Below are 18,018 nucleotides of genomic sequence, written 5' to 3' on the forward strand. Positions count from 1 at the left end.
CGTGGCCTGCCGCTCATTTCCGCACGGCAAACGCCTGATCGAACTGCCGAGCCCGCTGCACTTCATCGCTGTGTAGATAGGTCGACGTCGTCGAGATCGATGCGTGCCGCAGGTTGTCGCGTACCATGATCAGTTCGGCGCCCCGCGCCAACGCATGTGACGCGTGCGTATGGCGCATCCAGTGCGGACTCGCGCGGCGCAGCTTCTCCGCCGTCGCGGGCCGCTCGTCCTGGATCGCATCGGCGACCAGCACGAAGAAGCGCCTCAGCACACGCCAAAGCCGCGTGCTTTCGATGCGTGCGCCGTCCTCCCCGAGACTCGGGACGAGCGACGTTGCTGGGTTCCAGCGCGCGGGCGTGACAGGCAGCCGCCGCTGCACGAGATACTGGTCGAGCGCCGTCCGGGCCAGCGCCGGCAACGTCACCTTCCCACGTTTTCCGCCCTTACCGAGCACGTGCAGCCAGTGATCGCCGTGTTCGTCCCGGCGAACGTCGGCGAGCGTCGCCCCGACCAGTTCGCTCGCACGCAAGCCGGTTGCATAACCGAAATCCAGCAGGAACCGTAAGCGCTGAGCGGCCGGCACACTCCAGCCATAGGACCATTCCAGGCCGTCGGCCAGCGTGCGGATCAGCAACCACTCGCCCTCGGAGAAGCCGCGCGAAACGTCCAATCCGGCGCGCGGCGCATGGCTCTTGACCTTCACTCCCGCGAACGGATTCGCGAGCACGTAGCGCTGCTCGATCAGCCAGCGAAACAGCGCCGACAGCACGTTCAATGCGTAGGCCGCCGATCGGGGCGCGAGCGCGCCGGTGAACGGTCGCCATTCGACACTGTGCCGCGGCCGTGACGGCCCGACCCAACGCTCGCGCGGTGTCGGTCGCCGCAGGAATGCCCGGTACGCGATCGCGTCGTCGGTGGTGAGCGACGACAGCGCGCGGCCGCGCTCGACGATTGCCCACAGGATCAGGCGTTCCGCTTCCTTGCGGTAGGCGCGCTGCGTAGCAGCCGACTCATGCAGCGACAGCCAGGACTGGATCGCCTCGTAGTCGTTGGACGCATTCAGCAGACAGGCGGCCAGCGGTGCGCGGAACTGTCCATGCGAGCCGTCGACGTCGTGCGGCACGCGCAGTTGTTCCCACGGCACGATGTCCCCGGCCGGCGCCTCGACGAGCAATGCCCGCGCCCGTTCGGTCAATGCTGAATGGGCGGCAAAAAACGCCTCCACGCGACGCGCGCCGGCGGCACCGAGTCCGTCGATTGCAATCCACCAGCGGCGCCGGCGCGGAATTCGCACGGTCAGATCGGCCAGCGTCCGGATGCCATGCTTCTGCAGAGCGGCCATCACCCGCGGCGGCAGCCACTGGTCGATCGTGTCGGCAATGTGTGGCACCGGGGCTGGCAGGTTGCGCAACAACTCGATCGCGCGCGCCACGGTGTCGGCCGATGCCGAGGACCGCTCGCCGAATGCCTCCGCCAGATCGTCCCGGTGGCGGCTTGCCGCGTATGCGATCAGGGTCCGCCGGATGCGGCCGAGCACACCGCGCGCGGATGCGCCTGGCGCCTTGCGGTCGCCCAGATAGCGCGCGACGCTTGCGCGAGCGTCGAGCCCGGCGGACCACGCACGCAGCGCGGCCAGTTCGGCGTCGTCGGGGAAGGTGATGGGTTCAGTCTGACGCGTTTTCATGATTGCCAGTTTAAATCGAAAATAGTCATGGACTGATAATGCGGTTTATCGGTCCATCTTCAATCTACCCAGTATCGGGATCCACTTGATTCTCGTGCGTTTTATCGGTGTTGCACGCGCTAGGCCTGACAAGGGCCTGCGGCCTGGCCCGAAAATAATGCTCAACTCATTCAAAGGCTTCCTGACTGGTCGTTTCGTCGATTCGTCACGGGCTCCCTGCATCTGCGCTGTAAGCCTTCCCACCTTCTCGCCTCCAGTTGCGGCAAGTCGTGGGCGGCTTTTTCACTCGCCCCTCAAGCTGGAAGGATTGATCCGCCCACACGCGTTTGGGCCGAAGGCGGGGCCGGAAATACTGCCCTTTGACGAACGACTCACGGTGGAGATTCTGACGCCGTTCGGACGCGCCAGAAGTGTTCGACCGATACGACAGCAATAACGCCATCTTCACCAGACTGCTCTCTCGCGATGTCGATGATTGCCTTCGCCAGGCCAGCGACATTGTCGGCCGTTGTGAAAATTTCAATCTTGATGTGTTCGGTGGTCGGGTCGTTGGCGTAGGGATTCGGGTGTACGCCAAATCCCATGACGTTGGTCACCGTCAACCCGTGGATATGTAGCGCGGCCAGTCGCCTTTCGAGCGCAGTCAATACTTCGGGACGCACCACCGCGATTACACACTTCAGTTCCATAGCATCCTCCTTTGCCGGGATAGCGACGGCACTCGCTCATCCCTTGGGGGCCCATTTCGCGTCGACGGCCGCCTGAATCTTGCTCGCATCATGAATCCCGGCTTGCGTCATCCGATAGGCGATCTCGGCGGTTCCCTGGCAGACGGGACACGACACCGCCATCTGGTCCTCGAAGCATTGAAGGTTCGAGCGGTGTTCGCCCCGGTTCTCACAACCGCACCAGCAGTAAAGCTTGTTGAGCGTCGCGGGGATCTGAGTTGCCACCCAGTACGCGTGCTGTACCGCCTTGTCGTGGAACTGCTTCGGGGCAAGCACATGCGACGCGTCGTTTCGACCGGTCGGCATGATGCGCAGGCCGTCTGGTAGCAGCATGCCGACTCTCCACCCGGGAATCTGCTGAATCGGATTCGATGCGTCGATGGCAACCGCGGTTGAGCCCGTCAGTCGATGGACAAGCGAGGGCCCCCAAACCAACACCGTGGGTATCGCAATGACCAGAGCCAGCAGGAACAACAGATGCCACATTGGTTTGCCAGACGGTCCAGAACGCTTGGTCGCAGGCGAGCCGCGCGTACCTTGAGACGTATCTCGTTTCACTTCGACTCTCCAACGCTTGAGGTCTAAATTCCGCGGGACAGGTGCATGGCGTTACCGCACGACCACGTCCCATGCATCATTCCCGCGTGCATTGCCACCATCGCGACCGCGCCCAGCACGACGATCAGACCGATTACGGCAAGCAGACCGATGATGAAATTGACTATTGGTTTTCCAGTAAACATCGTTCTCTCCGCGTCGCGCGAGGAACCGGTGCGGTCGCAACTGCACCGGGCTCGCGCGACTCCATTCAGACTCTGTTGGCGTTACGGCTTCGTTTCGTCCGCTGTCCGAGTCGCCGTGTCGTCACGGTTCACGCGCGCAGGCATGTTGCGCATCATGAGCATCATTGCCAGCGGACAGACGAACGCGCTCGCGACGATAGCGATCGTCGAAATCGCGCCGCGCAACTGGGGCAGCGCCCAGTATCCGAGAGCGATCACGACGGCCAACGTGAGTGCGATGGGTACCATCACTTTCAAGCTGCATTTCATGGTCGCGTTTTCCTTTCAGGCTGTATGAGGTACGAGTTGTCGGTTTGGACTCCATTACTTTGATGGAGCCGATCCAGCCTGGTCGGAATACTTGAGCATGATGTCGCTCATGGCCCGCATCATTTCCGCATGCATTCGCATTGCGGTTTTCGGGTCCATGCCGGCGCTTGCGCCCATCATCGGGCAACTGCCCATCATTCCACCCATACCCATCATCATCGAGCCTTGACCCTGTTGTGGGTCTTGCTTGGAATGGCCTGGGTTGGACCCCGCGGCCGCGAAACTCACAGCGCTAGCGGTGACGAGCAATGCGGAAACGACGACGGTCCGTACGAGACTTGCGTTCATGTGACTCTCCATGTTCGATTCAACGATTCAAGCGAGAAATGCGAGACCATTCGAGTCGCGTACATCGGCCGCGAGCATGCGCGATCCGTGGCGCGAGACCACTCGAAAGGTGTCAACGAGGGGAGTTACAGCGAACGCGGCGGAGGCGCCGGAAGCTCAGGGATGAACTGCTCGCCAAAGGTGGGAGTGATGGCCCGATAGATAGGGGCAGCAGGAACGAAGGCGGTGAGGTGCGAGACGGGTATGGCCGGCATGCCGCATGCAGCGCTGGCCATATTTCCATGACAAGCGGGCGACTGGGCGCTGGCAGCATCATGCTTGGCGACCGTCATGCATCCCATCGGCCTCGACGACTCTTCAGCTTTCACGTGATGCAGCTGGACAGACATCGTAGACATCTCGGGACACACCACCGCCTGCGCCGGGTACCCGAGCATCGGTAGCCACGCGATCAGGAAACAGGCGATGATTCTGACCCAGAATTTCATGATTTCCAGTATAGGCGTCGCTCAGCCCGACTGCTACCGACGACACATGAACGATTGCGTCGCGTCACGTTATTGTCCCCACCGCTGCAAGTGAGCCAGGAACCCGTCGGCGCCGATGAAGCCCGCCAGCTGCGCGTCGGGCTGCTGCCGGCCACTTCTGTCGTAGAAAATCAGCGCAGGCGGTCCGAACAGGCCGAATCGTCGCAACATGGCGGTATCCTCGGCAGTGTTGTGTGTCACGTCGATGCGCAGCAATTTCCACCGAGTAAGCTCATTCGCGACCCGCGGGTCACTGAACGTGAAGCGCTCGAGTTCCTTGCAGGTGATGCACCAGTCCGCATAAAAATCCACCATCACAGGCTGGCCGTTCGCCGAAGCCAGCGCTTCGTCCAACTCGGCATTGGAGTGCACCGGCTGGAACCGGACAGCGGATTCGCTTCGTTTGGTCGACGATGTCTGCATGACGCCGCCAAGTGGCGCGATCACGTCGAAGTTCCCCGACGCGATGCCGATGAACTCCGCGACGCCAGCGACCAGCAGCAAGATGCCGACCGCCTTCCCGACGCGCGAAATGCCGGGCGCGTCATGAGGCAGCGGGTCGATGGCCCGAAGCATCATCCCACAGCTGGCCAGCAGCAGGCCGACGAGAACCATTAGCAGCCAGGTTGGCATCAGCGAGTAGACGAACCACAAGGCGGCGATGAGCAGCATGACGCCGAGCCCATTGCGCACCGCAAGCATCCAGCGCCCCGACTTCGGCAGCACGTGCGCGCCGAAGGTCCCCACTGCCAGCAGCGGCAGGCCGATGCCGAATCCCATCACATACAGCGCCAGTGCGCCGCCGACGATATCCTGGCTGTTTGCGATGTAGAGGAGCGCGCCCGCCAGGACCGGTGTCGAGCACGGGCCAACAATCAGTGCCGAGAGTGCGCCCATCGCGAAAACAGGCCCGACGCGGCCGCCGGGCAGCCGATTGCTCCAGGTCGCGACATGGCTTTGCCACCAAGTCGGCAGTTGCAGGCGGAATAGACCGAACATGCCGAACGCCATTAGAACCAGAAGCAAGCCGAACGCCGCGAGCACCCAAGGCCGCTGCGTCAGTGCGACCAGCGGAATGCCGGCCAGTGCGGCGAGCGTTCCCGCTGCCGCGTAGGTCAGCGCCAGGCCCTGGACGTAGGCAAATGACAATGCGAACCCGCGCCACAGCGTGGTCGCCTGCCGGCCGCTGATGACGCTCGTGACGATCGGTATCAACGGGTACATGCATACCGTGCCCGCCATGAGCAATCCGGCAAGCAGAAATCCGCCGAGCTCGAGCCAGGAAATTCCGTTTGCGGGCCGCAGTGGCATGCCGAACACCGTAGGCTCCGACACGTTCCCGGTATCCGCGATGCCGGTTTCCGCCTTCGGCGCCTTGTCGCCGGCCGAAACGGGCGTAATGACGCCATTCGCGGTGATCCGAAAGTGCCTTGTCTGCGGTGGGTAGCAGACGCCAACGTCCGCGCAACCCTGCGATGTCACGGAAAGAACGATGCTTGTGGTGATAGTGTGCGGTAGCGCAATCGGAATGCTGACCGGCTGATGATAGACCGTCACCTTGCCAAACGTCGGATCGTCTTTCAATTCGCCGGGCGGCATCTGGCGAGGCTTGACCGGCACACCGTCGACAGCAAAATCGAAGCGGTCTCGATAGAGGTAATAGCCGGGATGCGTCTTGAATTCGAGGTCGACTCGCTGTGGGGCGCCGAGCGATACAGCCAGCGGAAAAGCGCGCTCAGGCGGCAGCAGGTCCGCGTCGACAACTGCATGTGCCGCAAGTGAAATCAGGGCGAACAAGAAGGCAACGGTACCACGCAGCACATGCTGGAGTACGTCGGCAATTCGTCCCACGCGTGCCGAAGGCTGGCGTCTTGTGGTTCGCATCGTTGTCCTCCTTTGCTCCGATCGCGCAGGTCGCCCAGGAGGGTGAGCCCGCGCGCGTTTCATTACATCGTCAGGATTGCTTCACCAGCTTCACGATCGTTAGCGTGCCGTTGACGTCCTCGACGCGCACCTTCACCTTGTCACCTTCGTGAGCCTGCTTGACCATCGCTGCATCCTTGGCCTTGTAGGCCATCGTCATCGCGGCCATGCCGATATTGGCGAATTCGCCGTGCTTGAGCGTGATCATCCCCGTGGCGGGATCGACTTTCTTCACTTCCGCGGCGGTCAGTGCCGCATTCGACGACGTAGCGGACGGTTTCATCGACATGCTCTTGCCGGACATGTCGTCGCCGGCGAAAGCCGGGGCGGCAAATGCGCCGATTGCACAGACAGCGATAGTGGTAACAAACAGCTTCTTCATTGCGTTTCTCCAGGTTGGGTAGAAGGCACTTGCATGCCGCATGGAACTGCATGGTAGGTCCGAGACAGGTCCAGCTGTCGCGCGCGACGGCGCTGCAGCAGAAACCAGGCCGCGGGAATAACGAACATCGAAAGCAACGGTGCGGTGATCATGCCGCCCACCATCGGCGCGGCAATGCGTTGCATGACTTCGGAGCCGGCGCCATGCCCGACCATGATGGGAATGAGGCCCGCGAGCACGACGGCAACTGTCATTGCCTTGGGCCGCACGCGCAGCACGGCGCCCTCGCGAATCGCATCGAACAGCAATGCCTCGGTCAATGGCTCGCCGGCCTCCAGCCGGCGGTTCAACGCACCTTTCAGGTACAGCAGCATCACGACGCCGAATTCGGCCGCCACGCCGGCGAGTGCGATGAAGCCGACCGACGTCGCGACGGAAACCGCGTGCCCCAGCACCCAGATGAGCCAGAACCCGCCGACGAGCGCGAACGGCACGGTCGACATCAGCAGCAGCGCGTCCGCTGCGGAATTGAACGTCAGGAACAACAGCACGAAGATGACGACGAGCGTGACCGGAATGACCGTGCGCAGCTTGGCCGCAGCCCGCTCCAGGTACTCGAACTGTCCCGACCAGGCAATCGAATAACCGGGCGGCAGCGTGACCTGTTGCGCAACGGCCTTCTTCATCGCCTGAACGGCCGACTGAAGATCCGTATTGCGGATATCGACGTACACATAGCCTGACAGCCGTGCGTTCTCGCTGCGGATCATCGGCGGCCCGTCGGCGATCGTCACATGCGCGACGTCGCCGAGCTGGATTTGCGCGCCGCGATCCGTGACGACCGGCAACTGCCGCAGCTTCTCGAGCGAATCGCGAACTTCGCGCGGATATCGGATGTTGATCGGGAAGCGCTCGCGCCCCGCGATGACCTCGCCGACATTCTCTCCGCCAACGGCTGACGACACGACGGACTGAATGTCCGCGACCGACAGGCCGTATCGCGCAGCCGCGAGCCGGTCGATGTCGACGTCGATGTACCGGCCGCCGTTCAGACGCTCCGCCAGTGCGGAGGTCACGCCCGGAACAGGCTTCACGGCGGCTTCGACCTGCGTCGCGATCGTGTCGATCTGCATCAGGTCCGGGCCGGAGATCTTGACCCCGACCGGCGTCTTGATGCCGGTGGACAGCATGTCGAGCCGGTTGCGGATCGGCGGCACCCACACATTCGACAGGCCCGGCACCTTGACAGTCCGGTCCAGCTCGTCGACCAGCTTCTCCGGCGTCATGCCGGGCCGCCACTGGCTGCGGGGCTTGAACTGGATCGTCGTCTCGAACATCTCCAGCGGCGCCGGGTCGGTGGCCGTGTCGGCGCGGCCGGACTTGCCGAATACGGTTGCCACCTCGGGCACCGTCTTGATGAGACGGTCGGTCTGCTGCAGCAGCTCGGAAGCCTTTTGAGCCGAAATGCCCGGTAGTGCAGTCGGCATGTACAGCAAATCGCCTTCGTCGAGCGGCGGCATGAATTCGCCACCAAGACGCGAAACCGGGATCGCGGTCAACAGCAGTGCCACGGCTGCCAGGCCAATGGCGAGCCAGGGGCGTCTCAGTGTTCCGTCGAGTAGCGGCCGGTACAGCCGGATCAGCACGCGGTTGATGGGATTCGCGTTCTCATGCGGAATGCGTCCGCGGATCAGGTACCCCATCAGCACCGGCACCAGCGTCACCGACAGCCCCGCAGCAGCGGCAATCGTGTAGGTTTTCGTGAAGGCGAGCGGCGAGAACAGCTTGCCCTCTTGGCCCTCGAGCGAGAACACTGGAATGAACGACAGCGTGATGATCAGCAGCGAGAAGAACAGCGCCGGCCCGACTTCCGCCGCGGACGTCGCGATGAGTTCCCAGCGGGGCGCGGCCGAGATCGGCATGCCGGGATGCGCGTGCTCATATGCCTCCAGGTGCTTGTGCGCGTTCTCGATCATCACGATGGCCGCGTCGATCATCGCGCCGATGGCGATCGCGATCCCGCCCAGCGACATCAGGTTCGCGTTCACGCCCTGGTAGCGCATCACGATGAATGCGGCCAGCACCCCGAGCGGCAGCGACAGGATCGCAACGAACGCGCTGCGCAGATGGAACAGGAACACCGCGCAGACGAGCCCGACGATGATGAATTCCTCGATCAGCTTGTCCTTCAGGTTGTCCACGGCGCGTTCAATGAGCTGCGAGCGGTCGTAAGTCGTGACGACTTCGACGCCAGGCGGCAACGAGCGTTTCAGGTCCGCAAGTTTGGCTTTGACCGCGTCGATGGTCGTCAACGCGTTCTTGCCCGAGCGCATGACGATGACGCCCCCCGCGACTTCTCCCTCGCCATTGAGTTCGGCAATGCCGCGCCGCATCTCCGGGCCGATCTGGATACGTGCGACGTCGCTGAGCAGCACCGGGGTGCCCGCGTCGTTCGTGCGCAGCACGACGTTGCGGAAGTCGTCGAGCGTGCGCAGGTAGCCGGACGAGCGCACCATGTATTCCGACTCGGCGAGTTCGACCACCGAGCCGCCCGACGCCTGATTGGCCTTGCCGAGCGCATCGGCCACCATCGCCTGTGTTATGCCGTACGCGCGCAGCTTGTCCGGATCCAGCACCACTTGATACTGACGCACCATCCCGCCGATGCTGGCAACCTCGGACACATCCGGCACGGCCTTGAGCTCGAACTTCAGGAACCAGTCGTTGAGCGCGCGCAACTGCCCAAGATCATGCTGTCCGGTGCGATCGACGAGCGCATACTCGTACACCCAGCCGACACCGGTCGCATCCGGGCCGAGCGACACGGTCGCTCCCTGCGGGAGGCCGCTTTGCACCTGATTCAAGTACTCCAGCACGCGCGAGCGCGCCCAATATTGATCGGTCTTGTCATCGAACAGCACGTAGACGAACGCGTCACCGAACGACGAGTACGCGCGGATGGTCTTCGCGCCCGGTACGCCGAGCAAGGTCGTCGTGAGCGGATACGTGACCTGATCCTCGATCACCTGCGGTGCCTTGCCCGGATACGACGCCTTGATGATCACCTGCGTGTCCGACAGGTCGGGCAACGCATCGAGTGGCGTCTCCTTGAGCGAGTAGACGCCCCACGCCGCAACGAGCAGCGTCGCGAGCAACACCATGAACCGGTTGCGAATAGACCAGCGTATGAGGTGCGCGATCATTGGGTACCCCCGGCCGGGTCAACCTGGGTCAACTGGTAGCCGTCATCCGTCTGCTTGAAGACGAAATGCACGGTCTGTCCGGCCTTTACGTCCGGAAAGGCATTCGGCGTCGGCTTGTTGAACGTCATCGTCATCGCGCCCCAGCCAAGTGCGGGCACGGGCTGGTGCGAGAACGTGATGTCCGCCGCGGTCACCTTTTCGACCTTGCCGTTGGTCTCGTAGGTTCGCGTAGCCGCGGCAGGCGCGGACGCCGATGCGGCCGCAGTCACTCCGCTGCCGTCTTGCAGGCGTGGTAGCACGGACTTCAGGCTGGCCTCGGAATCGATCAGGAACTGGCCGGACGCGACGACGGTATCGCCGTCGTTCAGACCGCTCAGCACTTCGGTCTCGTTGCCGATGTCGTTGCCGACCGTTACCGATGCGGGCTGCAGGCGACCGTCGCCGTTCTTCACGATGACGATCGAGCGCTTGCCGGTCGTGATGACCGCTTCGGACGGCACGAGCAGCCGCGACACGGCCTTCTGACCGCCGACGCGCACGCGCATCAGCATGCCCGGCGTCAGCCTGAGCGCACTGTTGTCGATTTCCAGGCGCGCCTGGAGTGTACGGCTGCTGGTGCTGATGCCCGGCAGGATCTCGCGAATGCGCCCGGTGAAATGCTGCGTCGGGTCGCCCGAGAACGTCGCGTCGACCGTCATGCCGGCCTGCACGCTCGTTGCGAGCGCTTCCGGGATTTCGACGATGAGCCAGAGCTTCGACAAGCCGGAGACTTTCGCGAGCGTCTGCCCCGGCGCCACCATCGCGCCGTCCCTGACGTTCAGCTCACTCACGACGCCCGTTTCGGGGGACGTCAGTACAACATGCGTCTGCGCTTTGCCGGTCCGGTCGAGGCTGGCGATCAAGCCGTTGGGAATCGACAGCGCACGCATGCGCGCACGTGACGCGTCGAGCAGGCTGCCGTCCATTCCGCCGCGTTTGAGCGCGAGGTACTCCTCTTGCGGCGCGAGCCAGTCCGGCACGAACAGCGACGCGATCGGCGCGCCCCTGGCGATGCGCTGCATCGGTGCGCCGGCATACAGGCGGTCGATATAGCCGGTCACGCGAGATTGAACGACGTCCGAGCGCGACTCGTCGAACTGCGTCGTGCCGACGGCGTCGAATCCGCCCGTCGTGTCCTGCCGGCGAACGGTCGCGTAGCGGATACCGAAGTTCTGCTGCAGACCCGGGTCGATCCTGATGCCGGACGAACCGCCACCGTCATCCGCGTAAACCGGTTCGAGCTGCATGTCCATGAAGGGCGATTTGCCCGGCTTGTCGAAATGCTGGTTCGGCACCATCGGGTCGTGCCAGTACAGCACCTTCCTGCCGGTCTTCGGGTCGATCTTGTCGCCGGTCGCGGCGGTGGCCGTGGGTGCAGCCACGGCGCCGCTCGACGCGTGGCGTGTGCCGATGACGTAGCCTGCCCCGAGCAGGGCGGCGCCGGCGAACACGATCAGAACGGCGCGCACCAGTGGTTTGTTGGTCATGTTGTTCTTCCTCACTGAGCAGCGGCCATCGTGGACGGCACGACTTGATATTCGAGTTGAGCCCACGTTTGCGAGACCTCGCGTTTGAGGTCGAGCACCTGCAATTGCGCCTCCAGCTGCGCGCGCCGGGCGGCGAACGTGTCCGCGAGCGACCCCGTGCCTGCGCGATAGGCTGCGTTCGCGAGCCCGACGCGTTGATCGGCCGCCGGCAGCAGCGATTGACTCAGGCCGGCAATGCGTTCACGGCCGCTGGCCAGGATGGCGGACTGGCTGCGAATGTCGGCCTGCACCTGTCGCAGCGTGTCCTCGTACGTCAGGCGCGCTTTGGTTGCGAGTTCGGCTTTTTCGGCGACGTCGCGGTTCTGGCGGTTCTTGCGGTTCAGCGGCAACGGGATGCTCACACCCACTGACGCCATGTTAGAGTTGCCACCGCCGCGTTGCTGGTATGCGACCTCCCATGTCCAGTTTGGTCTGCGGTCGCTGCTGGCGACTGCGGCATCCGCTTCTGCGACCGCGATATCATCGGCTGCGGCCACTAGCGCCGGCTGGGAAAGACGCAGTTCGTCCGGCGGCAACGACGACACGAATGATTCCGGTGCTGGCGGCGCACCCGTCACGTCGGAAGCAGGCACTGCCGTCCAGCGAGACAGGCCGATCAGTGCAATCCGATAGGTCTGCTGCGCCTTCAATACTTGGTCCCGGGTCTGCGCCAGCATGGCTTGGGCTTGAATCACGTCAGCCGCGCTCGCCTTCGCGCCACGGTAGGACGCCTTCGTGGCCGACAGTTCGTGCGTCATGTGGTCCAGCAATTCCTGCTGAAGCGCGATCGCTTGCTTTGCGTAGACAGCGCTCAGCCACGCCGTCGCGGTTTGCTGCCGGACATTTGCGAGCTGGATCAGATAGCTGGCATGCTCACGACCGACCATTTCGCTCGCGAGTGTCGAGCGCAGCCGCCGCTTGTCGCCGGACACCCATTCCTGTTCGATGCCGATGCGCCGCATCGTCATGAAATCCTGTCCGATGGTGAAGCGCTGGGCACCGTTAATCGGCAGGTTGTCGATGCCGACCTTGAGCATCGGGTCGGGCAACTGGCCGGCTTTGACGGCCGCTTCCGAGCTGGCGCGCACGGACGCCTGCGCCGCCTGCATCGAGGCGGAATGATCGCTCGCCGATTGCAATGCAGCGTCGAGCGTGAAAGGTGTTTGCTGGGCGTGAGCAACGCCCGTAATTAGCAGCGCGGCAAAAAGCGTATGCGCGCGCCAAGGAACACGCCGACCCAGCGGCGTGCCGAAAATGAATGGCATGTTCTAACCCCAACGGCGAAATCCCATAGGGATTCCACGTCCTGGCATAGGACGAACCTCACCGCGCGTGCGGTGAACCTGTCAGCTTGGGATTAGACGAGACGCGGAGGTCGCCACAACCCATTCGGGTCGCGAACCTGAAGAGAATCTGCGTAGTGGAAGGTAACCGGACGGACGAGCGCTGCCGGGCGGGTGACATCGGCGCGAGCGGCCGGATGGTACAGGCTCCCGAACTGGCATTGGGCGGTGATCTTGCAGAACATGCCCTTGGCCTTGGCTTTGCCGGTCGACGTCAACTGCATTGAGTCACAGCCGGGCATGTCCGCGGACATGCTCGAGTCTGTGTTCATTGACATGGTTTGCTGCATCGGACACTCGCCAGTCAAGCCGCTGGCTGCCAGCCCACTGATGGGCAGCACCGCGCAGAGCAGCAAGAGGATGACGGTCCGAAGCAGTTTCATGGCGTGAATTATAGCGTGGCAATCTCCAGACGATGGGCTGCTTCCAACTGGGATTTTTACGTAGGCTTGCGCGCGCCTCTTTCAGGTTTTCACATCTGGCGTCGACATGAGGTGGAACACCGTCGCGTGGTGAGCCATTCTCCGTCGCCTCGCTCGTACCACGTCCGTCCGGGCGCAATAGTGCCTCCACCGCCTGAGTGTGTGAGTCAAGGCGTCCACGTCGAGCAGTCGGGCCGCGATCTTGGCCCGGCTCGCGCGCACCACCACCTTCCCTCCTCGGGCGCATTCAGCACGCGCAGCGTGCGGAGCAATACGATTTGGCGGAAGTGGGTACCGCTGGCCGGCGTCGGCAAGGCATCGCAAGGATGGTGGAGCGGAACCGTTTGACTGACTCGACGACAGGACGGGACGCTTGTATCGAGGCAAGCTTTGCGAATTATTCTATGCATTTCAAACCTTATAAAACCGCATTTGCTATGGCTGAAAATTTGCAATCGAAGATAATTTAAATTATCGAGACAACACGGGCTGCTGAAGACCGGTGAGTGCGCGAGACCGCCGGTCGTGGCTCGACAAAGAAGTGTTGAGGAAGAAATAAGACCCGTCAGGAAGTGACTGACCTGATTAAATATTGTTTGGGGGGCGGAGCGCTAGCCGTTGTCGTGGCTAGCCCCGTCTATGCCGGTAAAACGTAGCGATAGAGGCCCCCAACTATCCGAATAGTTGGATCCCGGGGAGCGTTGCCACGCTCATCTCCCGCATCAGCTCAATGAATTCGGCGATGAAAGGCGTTCTATCGTGACGCGGGAGCGTCGCCGACCAGAGCTCGGCCGTCAGCCCCGTAGCTGTAATCGGCCGAGCAGTAACGTACTGCCTGTCGAGATAGGTGCTGACCGCCCATCGCGGTAGAACGGCTATCCCCCGTCGCGTTGCGACAAGCATCAGGATGGCTACCGTCAATTCTGTTGTTCGACGCGACGGGTAGATGCCGGCCGGCTTCAGCAATTGTTGGAAGATGTCCAGCACGTCATCCGCCAGCGGATACGTAATTAACGTCTCGTTCCGGAAGTCCTCGGCATCGAGATACGCCTTCTTTGCGAGCGGGTGCTCGTTGGCCACGAGCGCGACCAACGGAAAGCGGAAAAGCGGATGGTAGCGAACGGACTCCTCGGCTTCGTTGCACGAGACGATCGCCAGATCTGCCTTGTCCTGGTGCAGCAATCCGATCGGATCAGACTGGTAGCCTGACACCAGATCAAGATCGATCTCAGGCCATCGGACCCGGAACGCATCGAGTGCCGGCATAAGCCAATCGAAGCACGTGTGACATTCGATCGCGATCCTTAATGTACCGACCGCGCCCGATGCCATCCGATGCAGATCTCTCGTGGTCTGATTCAGGATCGGGACGACCTGATCAGCCGCCTCGAGCAATCGCTTGCCCGCTGGGGTAAAGACGACGGGCGATGATTTACGCACAAACAGCGGGACACCGTAAAAATCCTCCAGCGCCTTGATCTGGTGCGATAGCGCGCCTTGCGTCAGGCGCAACGACACTGCTGCGCGCGACACGCTACCACTGTCGCGCAGCGCCATCAGCGTCTGCAAATGCCGGACATCGATTGGAATGCGATCCATTATAAAAATTCAAGTTTGATGAGAACGGCGTCGATTGATTAATAGAGTATAGCTGGTGATATTGCAATCACCGCTGCTCGCCTCCCTCCCTTCCGCGCAAGACTTGCCCCGCTACGCTCAGCCACATGCGTCACAAAGCGCGAACGGCGGGAAGGAAGTACCGACACACGGGCGCACAACGCACCGCGTCTATTAAAAATACTGTCGCTTACACGAAAATTATTCGTTCGATTAATGATCAAGCGATCCTCATACTTCCCCGCAACCCTCGCCCATGCCGTCGGACCAGCAGAGCCGACACGAGTGCCGGCTCCCGCCCGGCGCCGCTGGGTGCTCATTGCACGAACACTCTCCAAAGGATGGCCGATGACCGGCAGACCCATGCACCGTCAGGTGTTTCTTCTCGCGACTGCACAGGCGCTGTTTCAAACGGCGTCGGTCCTCGTCATGACGGTCGGTGGCCTGGCCGGCAGCCAGATCGCGGGACGTCCCGAGTTGGCGACCACGCCGATCGCGGCCATGTTCCTCGGAACGGCGACCGCCATGTTCCCTGCTTCCGCGTGGATGGCGAAGGTCGGACGCCGCGCGGGCTTCGTACTTGGCGCCATCCTTGGCATCGCGGGTGGGCTGGTCGCTGCATTCGGCGTCTGGCTGGCGTCTCTTCCGGTGCTGGCGCTCGGGACCTTTCTCGTCGGGTCGTATCAGGCATTCGCGCAGTTCTACCGCTTCGCCGCCAGCGAGGTCGCCGACGATGCCTTCCGGCCTCGCGCGATCTCACTGGTGCTCGGCGGCGGCATCGTTGCGGCCCTGCTCGGACCGTCACTCGGCCGCTTTGGTGGACCATTGCTGCAGCCGCTCTATGTCGGCTCTTTCCTGATCCTGTCGCTGGTGTCCTTGATCGCCGCCGGCGTGTTGCTTTGCCTGCGCATGCCCGATGCGCGCACGGATCATGTCGATATCAGAGAAGGTCGCCGCTGGCGGCACATCGTCTCCCAACCCGCCTACCTGGTCGCACTGTTCGGCGCGGCGACCGGCTACGGCGTGATGATCCTGGCGATGACGGCCACGCCGATCGCGATGGTTCACCACCATCACGCGTTGTCTACGGCCGCGACCGTCATCCAGTTTCACGTCCTCGGCATGTTCCTGCCGTCCTTCGTTACCGGATCGCTGATCGCGCGTTTTGGTGCGCTGCGCATCATGTTCATGGGTGTTGTGCTGTTGACGGGCCATGTACTGATGACGTGGACCGGAACGGGCTTCAGTTCGTTCGCGAGCGCACTCGTCTTGCTGGGCGTCGGCTGGAATTTTCTTTTCATCGGCGGCACGGCGCTGCTCACGACAACCTACAGCGCGGCCGAAAAAAGCCGCGCCCAGGCGACGAACGACATGACGATCTTCGCGGTCGGCCTTGCCTGTTCGTTCAGCGCCGGCGGCCTGCTGCAGACGTTCGGATGGCAAACGCTCAATGGATTGCTGTTGCCATGGCTCGGGATCGCCGCGCTCGCGCTGGTGTGGTTCGGCATTCAGTCCCGGCGCCGCAATCGTGAAGTCGAAACCCTCGAAAGGACGTCGACGTGACAGGCGATACGAATGCAGAGCCGTTGGCCCACGTCGCGCGGGGCCGGCTATTCAACCGCTTTGCCGAACTGGGAATCGACGCGCCCACTGTTCCCTATCCTGCACACCGAACGGTCGAGGAAGGCAAGGCGTTGCGAGGTGCCATGGCCGGCACGTTCACCAAGAACCTGCTGCTCAAGGACAAGAAAAGCCGCCACTTCCTGCTTTCGATTCACGAAGATCGCGCCATCGATCTCAAGACGCTTCACAAGCGGCTGGGTGCCCGGGGGCAACTCGGTTTCGCGTCGAGCGAACGCGTGATCGAATACCTGGGCGTAATGCCCGGTGCGCTGACGCCGCTCGGCCTCATCAACGATGTGGCGCAAGCCGTCACCGCAGTAATCGACGCGTCACTGCTGGGTGCCGACCTCGTCAATTTTCACCCGCTCGTCAACACGGAGAGCACGGGGTTGCGCCCCGATCATCTCATGCGCTTTATTCGCTCGTGCGGTCACGAGCCGATCGTCGTCGACTTCGACCTGGCCGCGTCCGCCTGAACGCGGCTTCTGCACTTACGTCACGTCGTCCGCGGCAGCATCGCCTTCAAGCCAACCGCGCAATCCACCGCTCAGCGCGGCCGCATTGCCAAAGCCGAGGTCACGCAGTTGCTCGGCCGCGCGGCAGGATCGTGAGCCGCCCAGATTGCAGGCGGTCACGATGTTCGCGTCGGACGGAAAGTCGCCGGCTAGAGCCGACAGTTGATCCTCAGGGATGTTGATGGCGCCCTCGACGTGCGCTGCTGCGAACTCTTCCGGCGACCGGACGTCGACGATGACAATCGCCTCGCCGCTGCTGACGCGATCGCGCAGCGCCTGCGGATCGATTGCCGGCGTGTGTTGCTTCGATTCAGCCATGATTTTCCGTTCCCCGTCTATCAACAGGTGCTCAGGCGCGGGCCCCGGCCTCGACCGTGAGCCCTGCGGCTTTCCATTCGGGAAATCCATCTTCGAGGCGCACTGCCCTGAAGCCTCTTGAGCGCAACGCGGCGACCGCCTCGAACGCCAGTACGCAATACGGACCGCGGCAATACGCGACGATTTCCGTACCGGCGGGTAATTCGCTCAGACGCGCTTCCAGTTCGGCCAGTGGAATATTGAGTGCGCCCGGCAGATGCCCCTGCGCAAACTCGTCCTCCGGCCGAACATCCAGCACCGTTACGAGATCGGCCGCGATCCGCTCCGCCAATTCACCTCGTGTCACGGCCTCCATCGAATCCCTGGCGTGGAAATAGTCGCCAAACACGCGATTGATCTCGGCGACGTTGCGCTCGCCCACTCGACCGAGCGCCTTCATCAACCCCACCACCTCGTTGTTGCCGGCAAGGCGATACACGACATGTTTGCCTCGCCGCTCCGCGTCGACCAGGCGTGCTCGCCGAAGAATCTGAAGGTGCCGCGAGGTGTTCGCGAAGTTCATGCCCGACAACGCAGTCAGTTCCTCGACAAATCGTTCGCGTTGCGCCAGATGCTCCAGCAACTCGAGCCGGTTCGGATGGCCGATCGCCTGCGCCACGGCGGCGAGGCTTTCATAGATTGCTTGCTTCGGTCCCGGACTTGACATGACGCTCTCTTCGGTAAATCATTCTCGACATTGATTGAATGTTATCACCCACATCCATCTGG

17 protein-coding genes are annotated in these 18,018 nt (G+C 62.7%); 3 read left to right on the forward strand and 14 right to left on the reverse strand.

From position 1 onward, the window contains the following. Positions 1-13: 13 nt before the first annotated feature. The 3 genes from AC5LXK_RS34340 to AC5LXK_RS34350 form a co-directional block, all read right to left on the reverse strand. Positions 14-1,684, reverse strand: a complete 1,671-nt coding sequence (locus AC5LXK_RS34340; protein WP_493395067.1) for a site-specific integrase — start codon at positions 1,682-1,684, stop codon at positions 14-16. A 371-nt stretch (positions 1,685-2,055) separates the two neighbouring features. After that, on the reverse strand, positions 2,056-2,373 hold the full coding sequence (locus tag AC5LXK_RS34345) for a P-II family nitrogen regulator (RefSeq protein ID WP_493395068.1): 318 nt from the start codon (positions 2,371-2,373) through the stop codon (positions 2,056-2,058). Between the two features lie 36 nt (positions 2,374-2,409). Beyond that, entirely contained in the window at positions 2,410-2,745 is a 336-nt protein-coding gene (locus tag AC5LXK_RS34350; RefSeq protein ID WP_493395069.1) for a PCYCGC motif-containing (lipo)protein, read from the reverse strand. A gap of 270 nt (positions 2,746-3,015) precedes the next feature. Here AC5LXK_RS34350 and AC5LXK_RS34355 point away from each other — a divergent pair, with 270 nt between their 5' ends. Further along, complete coding sequence (locus tag AC5LXK_RS34355) at positions 3,016-3,492, forward strand: hypothetical protein (protein WP_493395070.1); 477 nt, start codon at positions 3,016-3,018, stop codon at positions 3,490-3,492. Between the two features lie 26 nt (positions 3,493-3,518). On the opposite strand, the gene AC5LXK_RS34360 is transcribed toward AC5LXK_RS34355, so the two are convergent. The 9 genes from AC5LXK_RS34360 to AC5LXK_RS34400 all read right to left on the reverse strand — a co-directional run bounded on the left by AC5LXK_RS34360 (position 3,519) and on the right by AC5LXK_RS34400 (position 14,776). After that, complete coding sequence (locus tag AC5LXK_RS34360; RefSeq protein ID WP_493395071.1) at positions 3,519-3,812, reverse strand: hypothetical protein; 294 nt, start codon at positions 3,810-3,812, stop codon at positions 3,519-3,521. 125 nt (positions 3,813-3,937) lie between these two features. Next, positions 3,938-4,300, reverse strand: coding sequence for a hypothetical protein (locus AC5LXK_RS34365; RefSeq protein ID WP_493395072.1), 363 nt, complete (start codon positions 4,298-4,300; stop codon positions 3,938-3,940). Positions 4,301-4,369: 69 nt separating this feature from the next. Further along, entirely contained in the window at positions 4,370-6,223 is a 1,854-nt protein-coding gene (gene dsbD / locus AC5LXK_RS34370) for a protein-disulfide reductase DsbD (RefSeq protein WP_493395073.1), read from the reverse strand. A gap of 70 nt (positions 6,224-6,293) precedes the next feature. Then, complete coding sequence (locus AC5LXK_RS34375; RefSeq protein ID WP_493395074.1) at positions 6,294-6,644, reverse strand: copper-binding protein; 351 nt, start codon at positions 6,642-6,644, stop codon at positions 6,294-6,296. Beyond that, on the reverse strand, positions 6,641-9,847 hold the full coding sequence (locus AC5LXK_RS34380) for an efflux RND transporter permease subunit (RefSeq protein ID WP_493395075.1): 3,207 nt from the start codon (positions 9,845-9,847) through the stop codon (positions 6,641-6,643). Before AC5LXK_RS34380 ends, AC5LXK_RS34375 begins: the two co-directional genes overlap by 4 nt. Further along, on the reverse strand, positions 9,844-11,373 hold the full coding sequence (locus AC5LXK_RS34385) for an efflux RND transporter periplasmic adaptor subunit (RefSeq protein WP_493395076.1): 1,530 nt from the start codon (positions 11,371-11,373) through the stop codon (positions 9,844-9,846). Before AC5LXK_RS34385 ends, AC5LXK_RS34380 begins: the two co-directional genes overlap by 4 nt. Before the next feature lie 11 nt (positions 11,374-11,384). Continuing rightward, positions 11,385-12,677 carry a TolC family protein gene (locus tag AC5LXK_RS34390; protein ID WP_493395077.1) on the reverse strand — a complete coding sequence of 431 codons (1,293 nt, stop codon included), beginning with the start codon at positions 12,675-12,677 and terminating at the stop codon, positions 11,385-11,387. A gap of 92 nt (positions 12,678-12,769) precedes the next feature. Further along, a complete protein-coding gene (locus tag AC5LXK_RS34395; protein ID WP_493395078.1) occupies positions 12,770-13,138 on the reverse strand; it encodes a hypothetical protein in 369 nt (122 codons plus the stop codon). Between the two features lie 711 nt (positions 13,139-13,849). Continuing rightward, positions 13,850-14,776, reverse strand: a complete 927-nt coding sequence (locus AC5LXK_RS34400) for a LysR family transcriptional regulator (RefSeq protein ID WP_493395079.1) — start codon at positions 14,774-14,776, stop codon at positions 13,850-13,852. A 366-nt stretch (positions 14,777-15,142) separates the two neighbouring features. Here AC5LXK_RS34400 and AC5LXK_RS34405 point away from each other — a divergent pair, with 366 nt between their 5' ends. Both AC5LXK_RS34405 and AC5LXK_RS34410 read left to right on the forward strand, forming a co-directional pair. After that, positions 15,143-16,357 (forward strand): MFS transporter, encoded by a 1,215-nt coding sequence (locus AC5LXK_RS34405; RefSeq protein WP_493394103.1) that lies wholly within the window; start codon positions 15,143-15,145, stop codon positions 16,355-16,357. Beyond that, positions 16,354-16,893, forward strand: a complete 540-nt coding sequence (locus AC5LXK_RS34410; protein WP_493394104.1) for a prolyl-tRNA synthetase associated domain-containing protein — start codon at positions 16,354-16,356, stop codon at positions 16,891-16,893. The genes AC5LXK_RS34405 and AC5LXK_RS34410 overlap by 4 nt, the downstream gene beginning before the upstream one ends. 15 nt (positions 16,894-16,908) lie before the next feature. Here the strand turns inward: AC5LXK_RS34410 and AC5LXK_RS34415 are convergent, their stop codons facing one another. After that, positions 16,909-17,250 (reverse strand): rhodanese-like domain-containing protein, encoded by a 342-nt coding sequence (locus AC5LXK_RS34415; RefSeq protein WP_493394105.1) that lies wholly within the window; start codon positions 17,248-17,250, stop codon positions 16,909-16,911. Positions 17,251-17,281: 31 nt separating this feature from the next. After that, on the reverse strand, positions 17,282-17,956 hold the full coding sequence (locus AC5LXK_RS34420) for an ArsR/SmtB family transcription factor (RefSeq protein WP_493394106.1): 675 nt from the start codon (positions 17,954-17,956) through the stop codon (positions 17,282-17,284). Between the last annotated feature and the right edge of the window lie 62 nt (positions 17,957-18,018).

Source organism: Burkholderia pulmonis (genome assembly GCF_984667975.1).